The sequence below is a fragment of the Chloroflexota bacterium genome, assembly GCA_009840625.1.
GTDB lineage: Bacteria > Chloroflexota > UBA11872 > UBA11872 > VXNJ01 > VXNJ01.
The window spans coordinates 153,584-171,023 of sequence record VXNJ01000010.1; the positions used below are offsets into that span (position 1 = coordinate 153,584).

The 17,440-nt window shown below is 66.5% G+C and carries 17 protein-coding genes; 11 read left to right on the forward strand and 6 right to left on the reverse strand.

The features are described from left to right. Window positions 1-626: 626 nt before the first annotated feature. Window positions 627-1,463 carry a dCTP deaminase gene (dcd, locus tag F4X41_07135; GenBank protein ID MYB16788.1) on the forward strand — a complete coding sequence of 279 codons (837 nt, stop codon included), beginning with the start codon at window positions 627-629 and terminating at the stop codon, window positions 1,461-1,463. 7 nt (window positions 1,464-1,470) lie between these two features. On the opposite strand, the gene F4X41_07140 is transcribed toward dcd, so the two are convergent. Next, window positions 1,471-1,974: an RDD family protein gene (locus F4X41_07140; GenBank protein MYB16789.1), complete on the reverse strand. Its 504-nt coding sequence runs from the start codon at window positions 1,972-1,974 to the stop codon at window positions 1,471-1,473. A gap of 406 nt (window positions 1,975-2,380) precedes the next feature. Here F4X41_07140 and dnaA point away from each other — a divergent pair, with 406 nt between their 5' ends. Further along, entirely contained in the window at window positions 2,381-3,688 is a 1,308-nt protein-coding gene (gene dnaA, locus F4X41_07145) for a chromosomal replication initiator protein DnaA (protein MYB16790.1), read from the forward strand. Between the two features lie 621 nt (window positions 3,689-4,309). Further along, window positions 4,310-5,563, forward strand: a complete 1,254-nt coding sequence (locus tag F4X41_07150; protein MYB16791.1) for a bifunctional folylpolyglutamate synthase/dihydrofolate synthase — start codon at window positions 4,310-4,312, stop codon at window positions 5,561-5,563. Here the strand turns inward: F4X41_07150 and F4X41_07155 are convergent. Together F4X41_07155 and F4X41_07160 are read right to left on the reverse strand one after the other, a co-directional pair. Continuing rightward, on the reverse strand, window positions 5,560-7,389 hold the full coding sequence (locus F4X41_07155; GenBank protein MYB16792.1) for a hypothetical protein: 1,830 nt from the start codon (window positions 7,387-7,389) through the stop codon (window positions 5,560-5,562). The genes F4X41_07150 and F4X41_07155 overlap by 4 nt on opposite strands. Then, window positions 7,368-7,580, reverse strand: coding sequence for a hypothetical protein (locus F4X41_07160; GenBank protein ID MYB16793.1), 213 nt, complete (start codon window positions 7,578-7,580; stop codon window positions 7,368-7,370). The genes F4X41_07155 and F4X41_07160 overlap by 22 nt, the downstream gene beginning before the upstream one ends. Before the next feature lie 76 nt (window positions 7,581-7,656). Between F4X41_07160 and F4X41_07165 the strand changes: the two genes are divergently transcribed. Then, complete coding sequence (locus F4X41_07165; protein ID MYB16794.1) at window positions 7,657-8,145, forward strand: NAD(P)H-dependent oxidoreductase subunit E; 489 nt, start codon at window positions 7,657-7,659, stop codon at window positions 8,143-8,145. A 10-nt stretch (window positions 8,146-8,155) separates the two neighbouring features. Further along, entirely contained in the window at window positions 8,156-9,421 is a 1,266-nt protein-coding gene (gene nuoF / locus F4X41_07170; GenBank protein ID MYB16795.1) for an NADH-quinone oxidoreductase subunit NuoF, read from the forward strand. A 136-nt stretch (window positions 9,422-9,557) separates the two neighbouring features. Here the strand turns inward: nuoF and F4X41_07175 are convergent, their stop codons facing one another. Continuing rightward, a complete protein-coding gene (locus F4X41_07175) occupies window positions 9,558-10,337 on the reverse strand; it encodes a PD-(D/E)XK nuclease family protein (protein MYB16796.1) in 780 nt (259 codons plus the stop codon). Beyond that, window positions 10,306-10,935 carry a peptidylprolyl isomerase gene (locus F4X41_07180; protein MYB16797.1) on the reverse strand — a complete coding sequence of 210 codons (630 nt, stop codon included), beginning with the start codon at window positions 10,933-10,935 and terminating at the stop codon, window positions 10,306-10,308. The genes F4X41_07175 and F4X41_07180 overlap by 32 nt, the downstream gene beginning before the upstream one ends. Before the next feature lie 74 nt (window positions 10,936-11,009). Between F4X41_07180 and F4X41_07185 the strand changes: the two genes are divergently transcribed. Both F4X41_07185 and F4X41_07190 read left to right on the forward strand, forming a co-directional pair. Further along, window positions 11,010-12,344 carry an amidohydrolase gene (locus F4X41_07185; GenBank protein ID MYB16798.1) on the forward strand — a complete coding sequence of 445 codons (1,335 nt, stop codon included), beginning with the start codon at window positions 11,010-11,012 and terminating at the stop codon, window positions 12,342-12,344. 31 nt (window positions 12,345-12,375) lie between these two features. Next, a complete protein-coding gene (locus F4X41_07190; protein ID MYB16799.1) occupies window positions 12,376-13,197 on the forward strand; it encodes an MBL fold metallo-hydrolase in 822 nt (273 codons plus the stop codon). A gap of 7 nt (window positions 13,198-13,204) precedes the next feature. On the opposite strand, the gene F4X41_07195 is transcribed toward F4X41_07190, so the two are convergent. After that, window positions 13,205-13,756 carry a LysM peptidoglycan-binding domain-containing protein gene (locus F4X41_07195; protein ID MYB16800.1) on the reverse strand — a complete coding sequence of 184 codons (552 nt, stop codon included), beginning with the start codon at window positions 13,754-13,756 and terminating at the stop codon, window positions 13,205-13,207. A 124-nt stretch (window positions 13,757-13,880) separates the two neighbouring features. Between F4X41_07195 and F4X41_07200 the strand changes: the two genes are divergently transcribed. From F4X41_07200 to F4X41_07215, 4 genes are read left to right on the forward strand one after another with little or no spacing between them, the layout of a single operon-like run. Then, entirely contained in the window at window positions 13,881-14,618 is a 738-nt protein-coding gene (locus F4X41_07200) for a nucleotidyltransferase family protein (protein MYB16801.1), read from the forward strand. Continuing rightward, window positions 14,560-15,783, forward strand: a complete 1,224-nt coding sequence (gene galK, locus F4X41_07205; protein ID MYB16802.1) for a galactokinase — start codon at window positions 14,560-14,562, stop codon at window positions 15,781-15,783. The genes F4X41_07200 and galK overlap by 59 nt, the downstream gene beginning before the upstream one ends. Beyond that, window positions 15,773-16,333, forward strand: a complete 561-nt coding sequence (locus tag F4X41_07210) for a DUF4126 family protein (protein ID MYB16803.1) — start codon at window positions 15,773-15,775, stop codon at window positions 16,331-16,333. Before galK ends, F4X41_07210 begins: the two co-directional genes overlap by 11 nt. A gap of 47 nt (window positions 16,334-16,380) precedes the next feature. Further along, window positions 16,381-17,436, forward strand: a complete 1,056-nt coding sequence (locus F4X41_07215) for an aminotransferase class I/II-fold pyridoxal phosphate-dependent enzyme (GenBank protein ID MYB16804.1) — start codon at window positions 16,381-16,383, stop codon at window positions 17,434-17,436. Window positions 17,437-17,440: the final 4 nt, after the last annotated feature.

Genomic DNA, 17,440 nt, shown 5'->3' on the forward strand with positions numbered 1-17,440 from the left:
GGGGGAAGCGGTTTCCTGCGAATCAGCAGGCTGTTGGACGGCCTGATTGACCGGCTGACCGGGGGCGATCGCGAGTTTGCCGGGCGCCTGCGCGAGTTGGCTCCCGGCGAGTACCTATCCCACCGCGACGTGATCGTCCTGTCCTATCCGGCCGCCCGCGCCGGTGACCCCGGCGTACTCTGCCAGCTGCTCGGTCACTCCATCCCGGAGTTGGAGCTAGACGCCGCCGCAACCGAGTCACCGGCTGGCGGCACGCACGTCGCCGACGCTATCGGGGCACGCCGGCTGGGTTTTTCCTATCTGGACGAACTACTCTTCGCCGCGGCATCCGACGCCGGGGCCTTCAGCGACCGGATCGTCGTGGTGCGGCACGCCCTTGCCGAGCTTGGCTACGGACCGGATCTGCCGGGCCTGCTGGGGCGGGCCTGGACGCGGGCCGCCCCGGATCCGGCCAACGCGGCCGCGATCCCGCCGCACGAGCTAGAGTCCGTGCTTGCGACCGCCCGCCGCCTCGAACCCGAGCCGTACCGGGCCGCCGACTGCGCGGCCGAGACCGCCGCGCTCCTCGACTTGCTCGGCAACGGCATTCCGCCGGCCCAGATTATCGGCGCGCCCGAGACCGAACAATGGCCGAGCGCCCGTGCGATCTTGGCCACTTCGGCGGTGTTCAATCACGTCGGACTCGATCGCCTGCGCCGCTTCGTACGGCTGCCCGGTCCACCCGGCGCCGACCGCCTGCTGCTGCGGCAGCGCAAAGACGAACTGGTGACCAAGGCGCTCGAACTTCTTTCCTTCGGCGCCGCGTTCGAGGGGGCTCCGGTTTGACCGATAAACCGCTGCCGCTGCCGGCGGTCTCCGACGAGGAGCTCAATCGCCGTCTGCTCAGCCCCGACAAGTCCGAAGACCTCGCGATCGTGCCACTCGGCTCCTCACGGGTGACCGGTTCGGCAATTGACGTACGCCTGGGTACCCGGTTCGTCAGCATGCGGCGCACTGCCACCGCCGCCATCGACCTGATCGACTCCGATCCGACCGGGGTGGCACGTTTGCTCGAAGAGCGCCAGCTCGCCTTTGGCGAGAGCTATAACCTGCACCCCGGCGAACTCATCCTGGCCGCGACCCTCGAATACATCGCCCTGCCGGGCGACCTGGCCGCCACGGTGGCCTCGCGATCCTCCTACGGCCGGGTCGGCCTGGTGATCGCCACCGCTCCATACGTCCATCCACACTACCGCGGTTGCCTGACCCTTGAGTTGGCCAACCTGGGCAGCACTCCGCTGATCCTTTACGCGGGCCTCCCTGTCGCCCAGCTCTCCTTCATGCGCGCCAACGCCGCCGTTTTCCGACCATCCCGCTATAACCTGGCCACCGGCCCGCTCTTCCCCACCGCCGCTTCCGACGACCGAGCACACCTACGCCAGATCAAGCGCTCCTTCCAGCAACGGTCCCGGTTGGTCGATTGACCGCCGGCTAGCGGCGAATCCCCAGTGCCGCCAGCAGGTCGCGCCGCATCCGCAGCAGGGGGCTGTCGGCCGGGTTGGTCACCACCAGGACCTTGGTCTGGGTCACCCGGTCGTGCACCGTCAATCCATCGCTGTCCAGGTACTTCCACCAGTAAATGGCGCCGACGAAGACCGGGGACAGAAACGCCTGCATCAATCCGCGGATCACCATCGTCTCGTTGGCCGCCGGTTTAGAGGTCTTCCGATCAACGATCCGCAGTCCCATTACCGCCTTCCCCGGGCTCGCACCATACACCGCGTAGAACAGCGGCCAATATCCGATTCCGATGACCGCGTTCGCCGTCAGCGCGATGAATATCACCCCGCCTCCGATCACCGGAATCTGGCTCAGCGTCGCGGCCATCACGTAGACCACGCTGATCGTTCCGCCGGCGAACAGGAAATCGATCAAAAGCGCCATAAGGCGGGCCAGGTCCTCGGCCTCGTAGCCCTCGATCGGTTCCGCGTTCACCCTCGCCCCCAATCTCTCGCCGTTCGCCCCGCTGGGCCGCGACCGCCAAATTCTCCGCGCGCTTTTGTTATGACAAATCTAAATGTCGGTCGGCCGTCGCAATTTCTTGACAAACGTTCAACATTGCACCGCCGCGACGCTTGCGAGCGCCCGACATTTACTTTCACACGCACCGCCCGGCTCAATTGTTCAAACCTTGTCGACAGGAAATTTTGCGGTTCTCCCATCCCTTTCAAATCGCGAGCCGAGCCTTATCCGACCCACAACCCGGCGGATGGTCTCAATCGACAAACCCATACATTCCCACGCATGCCTGAAGCGTTGCGGAAATCACACAACTAACGCAAATTTGACCTTGCGCCCACAACGCCCCCCAGCCGCGCCGCCGGACATTTAAGGGAGCTCTTTGCTTCGATCCACAAATTGGCCCCAGGTCGCCGACAAGCTCGCCGACGCTATTGGTCAGCATGAGTATTCGACCTGGTTTTCGGGATCGGCGTTGCTCTCCAGTGATTCCGAATCCATCACCATCGGGCTACCCAACGCATTCGTCCTCGCCGCCGCCCAGCGCAAGCATGGTGCCGAGGTCGAGCGCGTCGTAGCGGCGGCCGCCGGCCGACAGTTGCAGATCAATTACCAAACTCTCGCCGCCGGCAGCACCAACGGCCGAACCTCCCACCCAACCAAACCACGCGCCCAGCCCGCGCCGCCAATCCTGCGCGCCCCGTACAGCATAGATGGTTTCGTCGTCGGCCCCGAGAACCAGCTCGCCCACGCCGCCGCCCAATCGATCGCCGACGGCAATAACTCGTTCAGCCCGTTGTTCTTGCACGGACCCTGCGGAGTCGGCAAGACCCACCTCCTGCGCGCCATCGCCGCCGCCGCCGGCCGGGACCGCCGGTCCCTTTACTGCACGCTTGAGCAGTTTACCAACCAGCTGGTGAGCGCGCTGCGCAACAATTCACCCGAATCGCTGCGCAAACGCTATCGATCGGCTGACATCGTGCTTTTCGATGACGTCTACTTCGTAGCCGGCAAGCGGGCCACCCAGGAGGAGTTGTTCCACACCTTCGATACCGTCGCCGCCAACGGCGGCGCGGTGGTGCTGGCCAGCGACCGCAGCCCAGCCGAGATGGATGAGCTCCCCGCCCGTCTGCGCTCCCGATTCGCCGCCGGTATCGTCGTCGACATCCAGCCGCCGGGTTTCGAGTTGCGGCTCGCCTTTGTCGAACACCTGGTCAAGCGGGCCAACGTCGAACTCCCGACCGGCGTCCGCACCGCATTGGCATCATCCAACATCGCCGACTTTCGCAAGCTGACCGGGATTTTCAACCGCCTGGTTGCCGAATCCCGACTGCGCTCCGAGTCGATCACCACGGATCAAGCACGCCGGCTGCTGGCGCATTACGACGATGCCGCCCACGCGCCGGTCAACCCTGACGCGGTGATAGCCGCGGTCGCGCGCCTCTGTCAGGTAGAAATCAAGCTGCTCGCCGGCACCAGTCGCTCCCGCTCGGTCATCGAAGCCCGCAACCTGTGCGCGTTCGCGCTCCGCCAATTTACCGATCAACCATTGGCCGCGATCGGACAGTACCTTGGCGGGCGGACGCACTCAACAATCCTGAACGCCATCCGCCGCGCCGACGTGCGAATCTCCCAGGACCGGAAAACTCGCGTCCTGTTCGAGGAGCTCGAAAAACAGTTCGCAACCTGATCCGGGACCGACCCGATAGGAGCGCCGTCGACCGCGTTCAGAGCCTGTTTAAAGACCTCGCTAAGTTCGCCGGCTGGCTTTGATCCCCGCAGTGCGGTGGCCGCACTGAAAACGAACCGACAGGCATTTGGACAACCCTTGAGCGGGATATCCGCTCCCTGCCCGGAAGGTGGGTTTGAACAATCGACAGCGCCTACTATGGACTCTTACGGCTCAATAATTCATCTACTTTGATTCGTTCTATTGGTCGCTGGGTTGCAGCCAGCGTCAATTTGGCCGGGATAATCGTTCGGCAGCGATTGCAAACCCACCCCAAAGGGAGTAGTTCGAGTTGGCCAGAGGCAGTCCGCGGCGCGCGCCGAAGCATGATCTTCCTCGGCTCGATCACGTACGGACCGACATCCTACGCATTGCGATCACCGCCCTGGTCGTGTTCGCGCTTCTGCTTCCGGCGTACTTCCTAGTCGGGTAACCCAGCTGCCCGCAGCCGACCAGCTGGCGCTGGTAACCGCCACTGAGGCGCGGCTGCTCAGACTGATCCGCTCCGGGTACGGAGACGCATCAACGCCTCGTTACTCGCGCTCCGCGGCAATAGAGCGTGGCGAGGCAAGGCTCGGGCGGATGCGCGCGCTGTTGAGAGCTGCCGGCAACCCGCAGCTGCAATACCCGGTGATCCAGGTGGCGGGCACCTCCGGAAAGGGTTCGACGGCGCAGCTGATCGGATCGCTGCTGAAGGCTTGCGGTCTCAAGGTGGGTCTTCACCAGACGCCGTACCTACAGTCCCCCACCGAAAAACTGGTGCTCGGCGAAAAACTGGCCTCGGCGGAGGAATTTGCCGCCTCGACCGACTGGCTGTTTACCGCCGCCGAGAAGATGTGCCAGCGCGACCCGGGATTCGAATTACGTTACGGGTCGGCCTGGGTCACCCTGACCTTCGGGCACTTCGCACGGGCAGAACCCGACTTTCTCGTGCTCGAGTGTGGCGCCGGCGCCCGCTATGACCTGACCAACGTCACCGAACCGGAAGTCAGCGTGATCACCAGGGTCGGACTGGATCACCAGGCAACGCTTGGCGGAAGCGTTGCCGAAATCGCCTGGCACAAGGCCGGTATTGCCCGGGCCGGCAGACCGCTGGTGACCATTGCCCAGGGAGAACAAATCGATGCCGCGATCGATGATGAGTGCGCCCGGGTCGGCGCCCGGTTGAAGCGGTTGCGTGAAGGTACTGACTGGGTGGTCAACCGCGGCGGCGGCCGAACCAGCTTCACATACCGCGGCAAGACGCTGAGATTGGGACCGGTCGAGCTGGGGGACGGCGCTTGGCAGGCCGAGAATGCGGCGCTGGCCTGCGGAGCGGTGGAGGAAATACTGGCCGGGGTGTCGGTTCCTGACATTGACGCGATGGCCCGCTCGCTGGCCCGGACGCGCCTGCAGGGCCGCCTGGAGCTGGCGTCGAAAAGGCCGCTGGTGATCCTCGACGGGGCGCATAACCCTCAGAAATCGGCAGCACTGGCCAGGACCCTGCCGGGAATCGTTGGGCGGCGCAAGCTGGTGGCGGTGCTAGGGGTGATGGGTTACAAGAAAGCCAAGGAAGTTCTTGAGCCGATCGCCGCCGCCGCCGATGAGGTCGTTTTCACCCAGGCCGACGTTTACGTCAAACGCGCTTATCCGGCGCGGGATCTCATGGAATTGGTCGGGGTGGAAAACGCGCGGGCGATCGCCGATCCAAATGAAGCGCTACGGTCGGCAATCGGGATGGCCGGACCGCACGGCGCGGTTTGTGTTACCGGTTCGTTATATCTCGTCGGCCGGGTGCGCGAGCGCTGGTGGCCGACCGACCGGATCGTCAGCCAGCGAACGCCGTGGCCCGACTAAACCAGGGCGGGAATTACGGCAACCGCCAGTAGGTCTTCATCGAGCAGGCCATTGGCGGAATTCCAGACCTCCCACGAATCGGAGGCCGGATCGTATCGGGCCGCCCCGGCGTCGGTGGCGATGAGGATTGCACCGGTCGAATCCTCGGCCAGGCCGCGGATGTCGTCACCGGGAAGTTGACTCGAGTCAGCGTCAAAAAAGCTGAAGTCGAACTCACCGGGAGAGATCACGGCCAGCCCGGAATCGGTTCCCACCCAAACCGAACCGTCGCTGGCGGCCAGGATTTGCCGGATGGCAAGACTCGGCAGACCGTCGGCCAGGCCGTAGCCGGTAAACGGGCCGGCCAGACCGGTCAGCGAGGCGGCCAGACCGGCGGCGGCGGTACCCACCCAGAGCTCGGACCCGGCTACTGCGACCGAGGTGATATCACTGCTGGGAAGCCCGGCGCGGCTGTCAATCGTGGCCCAAACGCGGCCGTCGAAATGGGCCAGTCCGGCGTCGGTGGCCACCCACATTTGGGGTGGCCGGTCGCTGGCCAGGACGGCGGACCGCACGTTCCGGCTGGGCAGGCCGGCGGGGCCGACGGGGACGTCCGATAAGGAGCCGCGGGTGGATCCGAACACGGGCTGAATGTACTGGGCCAGACCGGCATCCTGGAGTGCCAGCAGGACGATCTGCCCCGAATCCGTGCTTACGTCGAGCACGGTGTTGGCGGCCAGGCCGGAGCCGGCCGCATCGATCAAGACGTTGCCGCCCGGGTCAAAGTAGGGGAAATAGTAGGCCCCGCCGTCGGTGCCCAACCAGAGGCCGCGCCGGCGGTCGGTGGTAACCGATCGGACGGTGTCGGACAGCAGTTCGGAATTTGCAACCTCGACGGATCGCCACCCCTCGCCGTCGAACACCAGCAGACCGGCGGTGCGCGAACCGAACGCGTAGAGTTCCCCGGGCGGCAGGGTATTGGCCGGGGAGGGTGTCGACGACGGGGGAACGACCTCCAGCAGTTCATAGGGGTCGCCTTTGGCGAGCGGCGGGGCCCCGCGGAACGGCACCAGCGAATACCAGTACTGGTCGGGGTAGGAAATGTTGCGCAGCACGTCGCCGAGCAGCGAGAGCTTCACCGGAGCCCGAGGGTCGGACGGGTGGTGTTCGAACACCGCGGCCTGGAAGTACTGACGAACGAAACCGGTCGTGGATCCCGGGGCAAGCAACGTGCCCGGCGAACCGGTATCGATGCGGGCGTCCGTCTTGGGGAGCCCGAAGCTGGCCACGCCGCCGAGCTCGTCGAAGAACCGGCGGAATCCGATCTCGTTGCCGTTCAAGTCGAAATCGGAAACCCGGTGGCCCCATGGGCCAAGCTCTCTTCCGGGATGCGGGTTCCGGATGTCGGGCTCGGTCCCCTGATCGACTGAATTGGCGCGGCCCCCGCCGACGTAGTCCCAGGCAAGCCGGCGTTCCAGGACCCAGGCGTTGCCCAGATCGGGGCGTCGGTGATAGTCGACCACCCCGCGCTGGTAGTACTGGGTGAGCGATCCAGCCTCCTCGACCAGGACCTCGGAGGTGGCCAGCCCCCAGCGCGCCTCGGCGCCGGTGGCCAGAAAGTGGTCGCGAAAAGTTGCCCGGTGCTCGACACCGTCGATCGTGAGCAGGAGATTGGGGATGTTGTGGCTCAGGATCGGGTTGTTGCCGATTTCATCGCGCAGGTAGATTGTTTCCTCGACCTGCGGCGTGGCGGCCCCGGCAACAGGGGCGCCGGCAACTGCGGTCGCCAGCAGGAGAAGGGCCGCCACCAGGCGGACGACCGGGGTCAGTTCTCGGCGGCGGTCCAAAACGACTTGAGGCTTTCCTCGATGTCGGTGCGCCGGTCGCAGGCCGCCCGCAGCTGGGCGATGTCGAAACTGGATCCGGTCCAGCCGGCCCCGCCCAGCAATCGATCGACATCCTGCGATGCCGAGCGCCACTGCCGCAGGAGGCTGAGGAGCTGGTTTTTCTGGGCGCGCGATAGCTGCCTGGAAGACACTGCCGATGGACCTAACTAAGGGGTCGAACCCAGATCAACTATAGAATTTCCCGCCCTTGCCACCCCCACCCTTGCCATGATCGATTCGCCCGCGCCCGCCAGCGACCGTCTGCAGACCCTGCGGACTCGCTTGGCGCCGCTCAAAGAAGACCCGGGTTCGGTGATGGAGGCCCTGTACGTGGCCCAGGAACTCTTCGGGTACGTGAGCCCCGAATCGATCGAAGTGATAGCCGAGGAACTCGGCTATCCCGAGGCCCACGTCTTTGGGGTCGTCACGTTCTACACGATGTTCTATACCGAACCGCAGGCCGGCAGCATCGTGCGGGTGTGCCGGGACCTCTCCTGCCACATCGCCGGAGCGCCCGGGATTGCGGCCGCAATCGAGGCGCGGGCCGGGATCCGCAACGGCCAGAGCACTGCGGACGGCAAGTTGAAGCTGGAGCTCGTCTCCTGCCTGGGCCAGTGCGACCGCCAGCCGGCGCTGCTGGTCGGGCTGGACGTGCACGGCCCGATCGACGAGGCCGGCGCGGTCCGGCTCGTCGATCAGATCCTGGGCACCGAATAGGCGGGTGGCAATGGAAGAAATCCGGGTCGTAAACCGCAATCTGGGCAAGCCCGACTCGCACACCCTGGCGTCTTTTCAGGCCAGCGGCGGGTACGTGCAGGCTCGCCGCGCGCTCAATGAAATGGAGCCGACGGCAATCATCTCGCTGATGGAGGAATCCGAACTCAAGGGCCGCGGCGGGGCCTTCTTCCCGACCGGTCTGAAGTGGAAGTTCGTGCGCTCGGATCCGAACCTGCCGCGCTACGTCGTGGCCAACGGCGACGAGAGCGAACCGGGCACCTACTGCAACCGCGCCATCCTGGAAGAGGACCCGCACAACTTCATCGAAGGCATGATCATCGCCGCGTACGCGGTGGGGGCCCACACCGGCTATATCTACATCCGAGGCGAGTACGGACTGGCGATTGAACGCGTCCAGGCGGCCCTCGATGAGTGCTTTGCGGCCGGAATCCTGGGCGAGAACGCGCTCGGCTCCGGCTACGCCGTGAACCTGATCCTGCGGCGCGGCGCCGGTGCCTACATCTGCGGCGAGGAAACGGCCCTTTTCAATTCACTAGAGGGCAAGCGCGGCAATCCGCGCTTCAAGCCCCCATTTCCGACCAACTCCGGCGTCTGGTCAAAGCCGACCGCGATCAACAACATCGAGACCTTCTGCAACATCGCCCCGATCCTGGAGAACGGCGCGCAATGGTTCAAGGACCTGGGGATTGGCGACGAGAACGCCGGAACCAAGGTCTACTGCCTGTCCGGAACGATTCAGCGCACCGGGCTTTTCGAACTCCCGCTGGGAGTCACCGCGCGCGAGCTCATCTACGATTTCGGCGGCGGACCGCCGGAGGGGCGCGAGCTCAAGGGCTTCAAACCGGGCGGCGCCTCGGCCGGGGTGCTGACCGCCGACGAGCTGGATGCTCGGATGGACGCCAGCATCGCCCAGTACGACACCATCCTGGGGACCGGTGGCTGCATCGTGATGGACGAAACCGTCTCAATGGTCGATGCCGCGCTGCGCGACGCGCTGTTCTTCGAGGAAGAAAGCTGCGGCTTCTGCATCCCCTGCCGGGAAGGCACCCCCAACCTGGTGCAGATCCTGGAAAAGATGCTGGAAGGCGAAGGCGAGCCGGCCGACCTGGAGCTGCTTGAGGAGATCGGCGAGTCGATGGCCTCCTCGTTCTGCGGGCTGGGCCAGTTCGCCTACCGGCCGGTGGTCGGGGCACTGCGCAAGTTCCGGAGCGAATTCGAGGACCTGGTCAATGTTGAGGCTCCGCTAGCCGGCTAGGCCGGCCCAGCAGCCTGGCAGCTGCATCAGAGCAGAGCGAGAAACGCGGACAGCTCTTTAAGCGTCGTATTCAACAGCCTCGACGCGCGCGCGGCGTTGAACCCCGGGTGCGCCCGCTGCTAATCAGGCATTCCGGTCAAGGCGCGGCGCGATTAGCCCTTTGCCAACTGCGTCCCGGTTCGCAGACCCGGAAGAAATCGCAGTTCGGGCAGTGCGGCCCCTGGCGCGGTTCGAAGTCGGCCCGGGCGATGCCCCGGCCAAGGTCGCGGGCCCATTGCTCGGTAGCCGCAAGCGAATCGGCGGTGGGCTCGCGCTCGAGCACGACGCCGTCGCCCAAGAAGTGGTAAGCGACTGCGTCCGGCTGTCGACCCAAGGACCGGTCCGCGGCTAGCGCATAAAACTCAAGTTGGCGGAAATCGTGGTCGCTGCCGGCGGACCGGCCGGACTTGTAGTCGACGATTCGGGTCCGGCCCGGCCGGATTTCGATGCGGTCGATAACGCCGCTGACGTCGAACCCGCCTATCTGTGCCCGGAAGCGCTCCTCAACCAGGTCGCCGTGGCCGACCGCGGGGCGGTGTTCGCGCCAGAAGCGTCCAAGGATCTCCAACCCGCGGGCTCGGAAATCGGCCGCGTCGGAGGAAACCAGGAATCCGTAACTGCCCTCGAGGCGTTCCTCGAAGCGGTCGCGCAGCCACTCCCAAGAGGCTGCCCGGTCGCGAGTCCGACCGAACAGGTCTTCGAGGACCTTGTGAATGAGCGACCCGAAGAACGGCCATGCGCTGAACGCCGGGCGATGCCGTTCAACGTATCCGAGATAGTACGCGTGCGGGCAATGTTGGTAGCGGGCAAGCTTTGAAAAACTCAGCCGGAGTGCCCGGCCGGATTTAGGGCCGCTGGATGCGGATCGACTCGACAATGACCGACTCGGTCGGCTTGGAGAGTTCGTTGGTGGCCGGGTTGCGGGTCAGACCGACCCCGGCCAGCGCATCGAGCGTTTCCAGGCCTTCGTCGATCTGGCCAAAGATGGTGTAGTTGCGGGGCAAACGCTGGCTCAGGTCGGCCAGACAGATGAAGAACTGGCTGCCGTTGGTGTTGGGTCCGCTGTTGGCCATCGCCAGGGTGCCGCGCTGGTAGCTCAGGTTTGCGGGAATCGGCTCGTCGGGGAACTGATATCCGGGGCCGCCGGCGCCGGTGCCGGTCGGGTCGCCGGTCTGGACGACGAACCCGGGCAGGATGCGGTGGAAGATCACCCCGTCGAAATATTCCTGCTCGGCCAGGTGCACGAAGCTGGCCACCGCCAATGGGGCGACGTCGGGATAGAGCTCGCCGGCCAGTGAACCCTTGTTGGTCGTGATTTCGACCCGGATCGGCCCGGACAGGTCGGCATCCAGCGAGGGCGTGCCGACGGGCTCCGGCGCGGCCTCCTCGCCGCATCCGGCCAATACGCCAAGCAGCAGCGCCACCGCACCGGCGACGGTCGGCAGAGCGCGGGCCCAGCGAGGAGTTGGAAGCATCATTGTCAAGATTAAGGGGCGGCCCCGGTCGGGGCGCCAGTAATACGGAAAAAAGCAGCAATCAGGTGCTGGCAATGGCCAGAAGCAAGCAGGCGGCCAAGGATGCGGCGACGGCGCGGATCACCGGCGCCCGCGAATCGATCATCGCTTTCGGCGAAGCGGTGATGGACGACCCCGAACTGGGATTCAAGGAGTTCCATACCTCGGAACGGACATATGAACAGCTGTCCGGAATCGGCCTCGACGTCCGCACCGGACTGGGAATAACCGGGCTGAAAGCCGTGGTCGATACCGGGCGCCCCGGACCGACCGTGGCGGTGATGGGCGAACTGGACGCGATCGGGGTGCCCGGGCACCCGCGCGCCAACCCGGAAACCGGCGCCGCCCACGCCTGTGGGCACAACGCCCAACTGGCCACGATGACCGCCGCCGCGCGCGCCCTGACCAGCTCCGAGCTGCTGGCCGGTCTCAGCGGACGAATCGTCTTCATGGCGGTGCCGGCTGAGGAGTACGTCGAGATCGGCTGGCGCAAGCGACAGGTTGATGCGGGACGGATGCGGTTTCTGGGCGGCAAGCCGGAAATGATCGCCGACGGCGCCTTCGACGACATCGATATGGCAGTGCTGGTGCACTCCTCCTCCAAGCCGGCCAAGGTCATGCTGTGCGAATCGGAAAACGGGTGCGCGGTAAAGCAGATCACGTTCTTCGGTCGCGCCGCCCACGCCGGGGCGGCGCCCCACCTTGGCACCAACGCTTTATATGCGGCCCAGGTCGCGCTGGCCGCGATCAACGCGCTGCGCGAGACCTTCCCGGATGCCGACTGCACCCGCGTACACCCCATCATCACGCGGGGCGGCGACATCGTAAACGTGATACCGCACGAGGTGACGATGGAGACGTTCGTGCGCGGGGCGAACCTGGAGGCGATCGCTCGCGCCGAGGCCAAGGTGGACAGGGCCGTGCGGGCCGGGGCGATGGCGCTCGGCGCCGGCGTCGAGATCGCCAACCTGCCCGGTTACATGCCGCTGACCAACTGCCGGGCCCTGGCCGATCTTTGCGCCCGCAACGCGCATCCACTTTTCGGCGAAGGCAGCGTCGTGTATGAAGGTCACAGACCGGGCAGCACCGACATGGGGGACCTCTCGCGCATCATGCCGGTCCTGCAGCCCCAGATGGCCGGCATGGTGGGCTCGAATCACGCCGAGGACTGGGCGGTGGCCGATCTGGACGGGGCCTACATCGACCCCGGAATCCTGATGTCGCACATGGTCATCGATTTGCTCTGGGATGACGCGGCGGTCGGGGCCAAAATCGTAGACGAATACCAACCCGAGTTGACGCGCGCCGGGTACCTAGCGGCCCAAGATTCCAAATTTGCGGCCGAGCGCTGGGACTATGCAGAAGCCTGAAGGCGCCGTCCGCAGCTGAGAGGGCGCACCCATGGCGGAGTGGATGCTCGAAGACGAGTTTGGCGACGTGATCGGCAAAGCGCGCCGCGGCAACGGCTTGAGCGTCGAGGAGTTGGCCGAAGCCAGCGACGTCGAGGCAGCCGTCGTCGCGGCGTTCGAGGGATACCGGCGCGACCCTTCCGAATCGGAATCCGGCGCCCTGGCCGAGGCGCTCGGCCTAAGGGCGGCCCAGCTCTGGGAACTGGCCCAGGAAGGCTGGCTGCCGCAGCGGCCGGACCCCGACCTCGGTGACGGGACGGTTGTAGAGAGCCTCTACTTTGCCCCCGACCGGGTCTGGGCCTATCTGCTGGGTGACGGCGAATCCTGCGTGGCGATCGACTGCGGCGCGCCCCTGGAGGACATGCTGACGGCGATCGGCGACCGGCAGCTCCTGGGCATCGTGTTGACCCACGCCGACGCCGATCACATCTATTCGCTCGAGGGCCTGCTAGCGCGCGGGGCTGTGCCGGTTTACGTGCACAGCTCCGAAGTGGACCGGGTTTCAGCGCCGCAGGTAATCGGGTTCGACGACGGCGACCTGATCGAGCTCGGCCGGTACCGGTTCTCGGTCCTGCACGCGCCCGGGCATACGTCCGGCTGCTGCGGACTGCACGTGCCGGGAGCCGTCTTTACCGGCGATACGATCTTTGCCGGCTCGGTCGGCGGAACCCGAATGGGGGCCTCGTACTACCGCGGCCACCTGGGCGCGGTCCGGGCCAAGATCCTCTCCCTGCCCAGGGAGACAAAGCTCTTTCACGGGCACGGCGCCCACTCAAGCGTGGCCGACGAGCTGGCCCACAACTGCTTTTTCTGAAAGCCCCCTAGCAGGCCGGCGATTCGGGCGGGATCTGGAGGACCTGCCCGATCAGGAGGCTCTGGTCCTCGCTGAGTCCGTTGATCTCGCGGAGGGACTCGATCGAAACGGAATAGTCGGTGGCGATTCCCCATAGCGTGTCGCCGGAGTCCACCCGAAAACGGCAGCCGGGCAGCTCGCCGGTGGCCAGCTCGAGCGGGACGTCCGCTTCGGGCAGACTCAGAAGCTGGCCGGTCCGGATCTGGTTGATGTCCTCAATGCCGTTGGCAATCGCGATCGCTTCCGGTGTCAGGCGGTACTGTTCGGCAATCGACGCCAGGGTCTCGCCGGCAACTACCCGGTGGGTGAGAGGGATCGCGGTGGGTTCGGGCGTGGGCGCCGCGGTCGGTGCCGGCGGCAGGGTCGGTGCGGGCACCTGGGGCTGATCGACCATCGGGCCCAGCACGGCGGCCGGCGGTTCCTGCTGGGCACCGGTACGGGTCACCACCAGCCAGATAACCAACAGGAGGATCAAAACCCCGGCTGTGCCCAGAGCGCGTTCGCGGCGGGTCGAGTCCATTCACGCCCGGGCTTCCGGGCCGCCCCTCTCGTGCAATTGGCGGTTGCGATCTCAGGATCGGGAGCGATTCTATGAGGCGCCGTGGGATCATTGATCCGGTGACGTTCTAGCTGCGAGGGGGCCGGTGCAGGCGCTGATTCTGGCCGGAGGTTACGGGACCCGGTTGGGTGAGCTGACCCGCGACTGCTCCAAGGTGCTCCTGCCGGTGGCCGGGCGCCCGATGATCGAGTGGGTACTGGAACGGGCGTTCGCTCTCACCCGGGTCGATCGGGCCGTGATCGTGACCAACGACCGCTTCTTCGCCGATTTCCGGGACTGGCGGTCGGGCTACCGCGGAGACCGCGCGGTCACGGTGTTAAACGACGGCACCACCACCAACGAGAACCGCCTCGGCGCGGTCGGCGACGTTCTTTTTGCGATCGAGCACGAAACCATCGACGACGACCTGCTGATCATGGCCGGCGACAACATCTTTGATTTCGACCTGCAGCCAATGGCCGACCTGCTGACCGCCCGCGGATCATGCGCCGCCCTGTACGACGTGGGGTCGCTCGAGACCGCCAAGCGCTACTCGAACGCGACCCTGGACGATCAGGCCCGGATCACCGCGTTCGTGGAAAAACCGCCGAACCCGTCCTCCAGCGCCGTAGTGGTGGCCCTCTACATGTACCGGGCCGCCGATCTTGCGCTTTTCAAGCGTTTCTCGGATGAGGGCCACAACCTGGACCTGATCGGCGGGTTCCTGCAGTGGGCGCACCGCCAGACGCCGGTGTACGGCTGCACCTTCGGCGGGCGCTGGTGGGATATCGGCGACCGGGCCGAATACGACGCGGTTAACGAGTACTTTGCCAGATCGGGTTAGCCCGCCCGCCTGGGCGGCGGACCTGGCCGAGAAGGCCGGCGGCGCGGAATTCTGGGTGCGCGCGCCGGGCCGGGTGAACCTCATCGGCGAACACACCGACTACACCGGAGGCTTGGTCCTGCCGGTGGCGCTTGACTTGGAGATCCGGGGCGTGGTCCGGGTGCGCGGCGACGCAATGGTCCGGGTGCGATCGCTCTCGCTAGGTTCCGCCGACGAGTTCGGCATCGGCTCCGAGGATGAGGGCCGAGGGCCCGAATTCGGCCGCTACGTGCGGGGGGTCCTGGCCGCGCTCGCGCGCCCGCCGGTGCCCGATCGGCCGTGGGCTGGGTTTGACTTGACCCTCGATTCGACCCTGCCGGTGGCGGCGGGCCTTTCCTCTTCGGCCGCCCTGGAGGGGGCGACGGCCATGGCCGCGACCGCGGTCAACGGGATCGATCCGTCCCCCGAGCAGCTGGTCGCGGCCTGTCACTGGGCCGAGAACGAATTCGTGGGCCTGGCCTGCGGGGTGATGGACCAGTCGATCTGCATTCACGGACAACCCGGCCACGCGATGCTGCTGGACTGCGGCGACGGATCCCGTCGGCACATTCCGCTGGGGGACCTGGCCATAGTGGTGGCCGACACCGGCTCCGAGCGCCGGCTTTCGGCGTCTGCCTACAACGAGCGGCGCTCGCAATGCGAGCAGGGGCTGGCCAGGCTGGCCGAAAAATCGCCGGACCTGGAAAGCCTGCGCCAAGTCGATCTGGCCATGCTGGAGCACCGCCGCGCCGAGCTATCGCCGCTCATTTACCGGCGCCTGCGCCACGTGGTCGGCGAAAACCGCCGCGTGGAGGTAATGACCGAGGCACTCGCAGGGGGCGAGCGCTCGGTAATGGGCGAGACCATGGCCGCCTCGCACCGATCGTTGCGCGACGACTTCGAGGTATCGTCCGCCGAGCTCGACGCGATGGTCGAGTCGGCCCACGATGCGCCCGGTCTGATCGGATCACGGCTTACCGGGGCCGGATTCGGCGGCTGCACGGTCTCGCTCGTTGAGCCGGACCGAACCGCCGAGTTCAGCGCCGCGCTGGCCGAAGGGTACCGGCGTCGCAGCGGCCGGGAAGCTCGGGTCTACGCCTGCCGCAGCGCCGGCGGCGCGGCGTGGGGACGATTGCGTGGGGATTGAAGACCTGAGCCTGGCCGCGGGGCTCGCCGCCGCCGCCGGCATGTCTCCGTTCATCGCCCTGGCCATCCTGGGAATGGCGCTGGGGATCGGATTCGGAACAGATGATTTCGCCGCCCGGGAAACGCTGTCCAGCCTGGCCGGGCTGCTGGCGATCCTGGCCCTGCTGGCCGTGGACCTGGTGCTGGACAAGCTGCCGGCCCTGCGGTTCTTCTGGACTCCGGTCGGCTGGGTGGCGCGGGCCCTGGTGGGTGCGGCCTGCGGCTGGGCCCTCCTGGGCGAAGGGATCCTGGCCCCCCTGGCCGGAGCGCTGTTGGCGCTGGCGATCAACTGGCTGCGCCTGGAACTGGCCGACATGGCCCAGGCGCGGGTACCGGCGCTGGGCCGATTCGGCGCCCTGGCGGGAGCCGATTTTGCGGCTGCGGTCGGCGGCGCCCTGTCGCTGGCGGCCCCGCTGCTGGGATTGGCGCTGGCGGCGATCGGGCTGGCCGGCGCCGGCCAGTTGGCGCCGCGCCGCTGGCGGAGGCGCGGGGTGGGCGATACTAGCGATTGATTGCCCACCTTGATTTCCCAATAATCCGCAGCCCGTTCGCCCCGACCATGCCCCAGCCGATCGACCTTCGATCAGACACCGTGACCCGCCCGACCGCGGCGATGCGCGCGGCGATGGCCGAAGCCGAGGTCGGCGACGACGTCTACGGCGAGGACCCGACCGTCAACGAGCTTGAGGCGACCGCTGCCGAGATCTTCGGCAAGGAGGCCGGTCTGCTGCTGGCCTCGGGGACCCAGGCCAATGCGGTTGCCACCCTGGTGCACACCAATCCCGGGCAGCTGGCCTATTGCGAAGTCGGCGCTCACGTCGGGATCCACGAGGGGGGCGGATACGCCGCGCTGGCCGGTATTGCGCTGGAGAAGATTCCCACACCCGACGGCATGCTCACCGCCGACCTAGTCGAGGAACGGATCCTGCCCGAGGATCCGCACCTGGCCGAGCCGCGCCTCATCTGGGTCGAAAACACCCACAACGGCGCCGGCGGATTGCCCACCCCGAAATCGGCGATCGACGAGCTCGGCCTGCTCGCTCGGAGCCGCGGGCTGTCGCTGCACATCGACGGGGCGCGCATATTCAATGCCGCCACCGCCCTGGACTGCCCCGTTGCCGAGCTGACCGCGGCGGCCGACTCGGTGCAGTTCTGCCTGTCCAAGGGCCTGGGGGCGCCGGTCGGGTCGATGCTGGTCGGAAACCCGCCATTCATCGCCCGCGCCCGTCGCAAGCGCAAGTTGCTTGGCGGGGCAATGCGACAGGCCGGGGTGATCGCTGCGGCCGGTTTGATCGCCCTCAAGGACATGCCGGCCAAGCTAGCCGACGACCACGCCCGCGCGCGCCGGTTGGCGCAGGCTCTCGGCGACGCACCCGGACTGGCGGTCAGGAATCCCGAACCGGCCAGCAACATGGTGTACGTGGAGATCGATGAATCGCTCATCCGTCCCGACGCGCTGGTGGAGCGGACCCGCTCGGAGGGAGTCCTTATCGGGCCGGTCGCGCGCTCCGGGAACGTCTCGCGCCTGGTCCTGCACCACCAAGTCGGGGATGCGGACGTAGAGATCGCGATTGACGTTATCGGCCGCAGCGCGCAGGCGCTGGCAGGGCGCTGACCGG

Coding starts and splice junctions, on each gene's coding strand:
- dcd (MYB16788.1), top strand. CDS start 627: ATGGCCGAGCGCCCGTGCGATCTTGGCCACTTCGGCGGTGTTCAATCA.
- F4X41_07150 (MYB16791.1), top strand. CDS start 4,310: ATGCGCGCGCTGTTGAGAGCTGCCGGCAACCCGCAGCTGCAATACCCG.
- F4X41_07165 (MYB16794.1), top strand. CDS start 7,657: ATGATCGATTCGCCCGCGCCCGCCAGCGACCGTCTGCAGACCCTGCGG.
- nuoF (MYB16795.1), top strand. CDS start 8,156: ATGGAAGAAATCCGGGTCGTAAACCGCAATCTGGGCAAGCCCGACTCG.
- F4X41_07180 (MYB16797.1), bottom strand. CDS start 10,935: ATGCTTCCAACTCCTCGCTGGGCCCGCGCTCTGCCGACCGTCGCCGGT.
- F4X41_07185 (MYB16798.1), top strand. CDS start 11,010: ATGGCCAGAAGCAAGCAGGCGGCCAAGGATGCGGCGACGGCGCGGATC.
- F4X41_07190 (MYB16799.1), top strand. CDS start 12,376: ATGGCGGAGTGGATGCTCGAAGACGAGTTTGGCGACGTGATCGGCAAA.
- F4X41_07195 (MYB16800.1), bottom strand. CDS start 13,756: ATGGACTCGACCCGCCGCGAACGCGCTCTGGGCACAGCCGGGGTTTTG.
- F4X41_07215 (MYB16804.1), top strand. CDS start 16,381: ATGCCCCAGCCGATCGACCTTCGATCAGACACCGTGACCCGCCCGACC.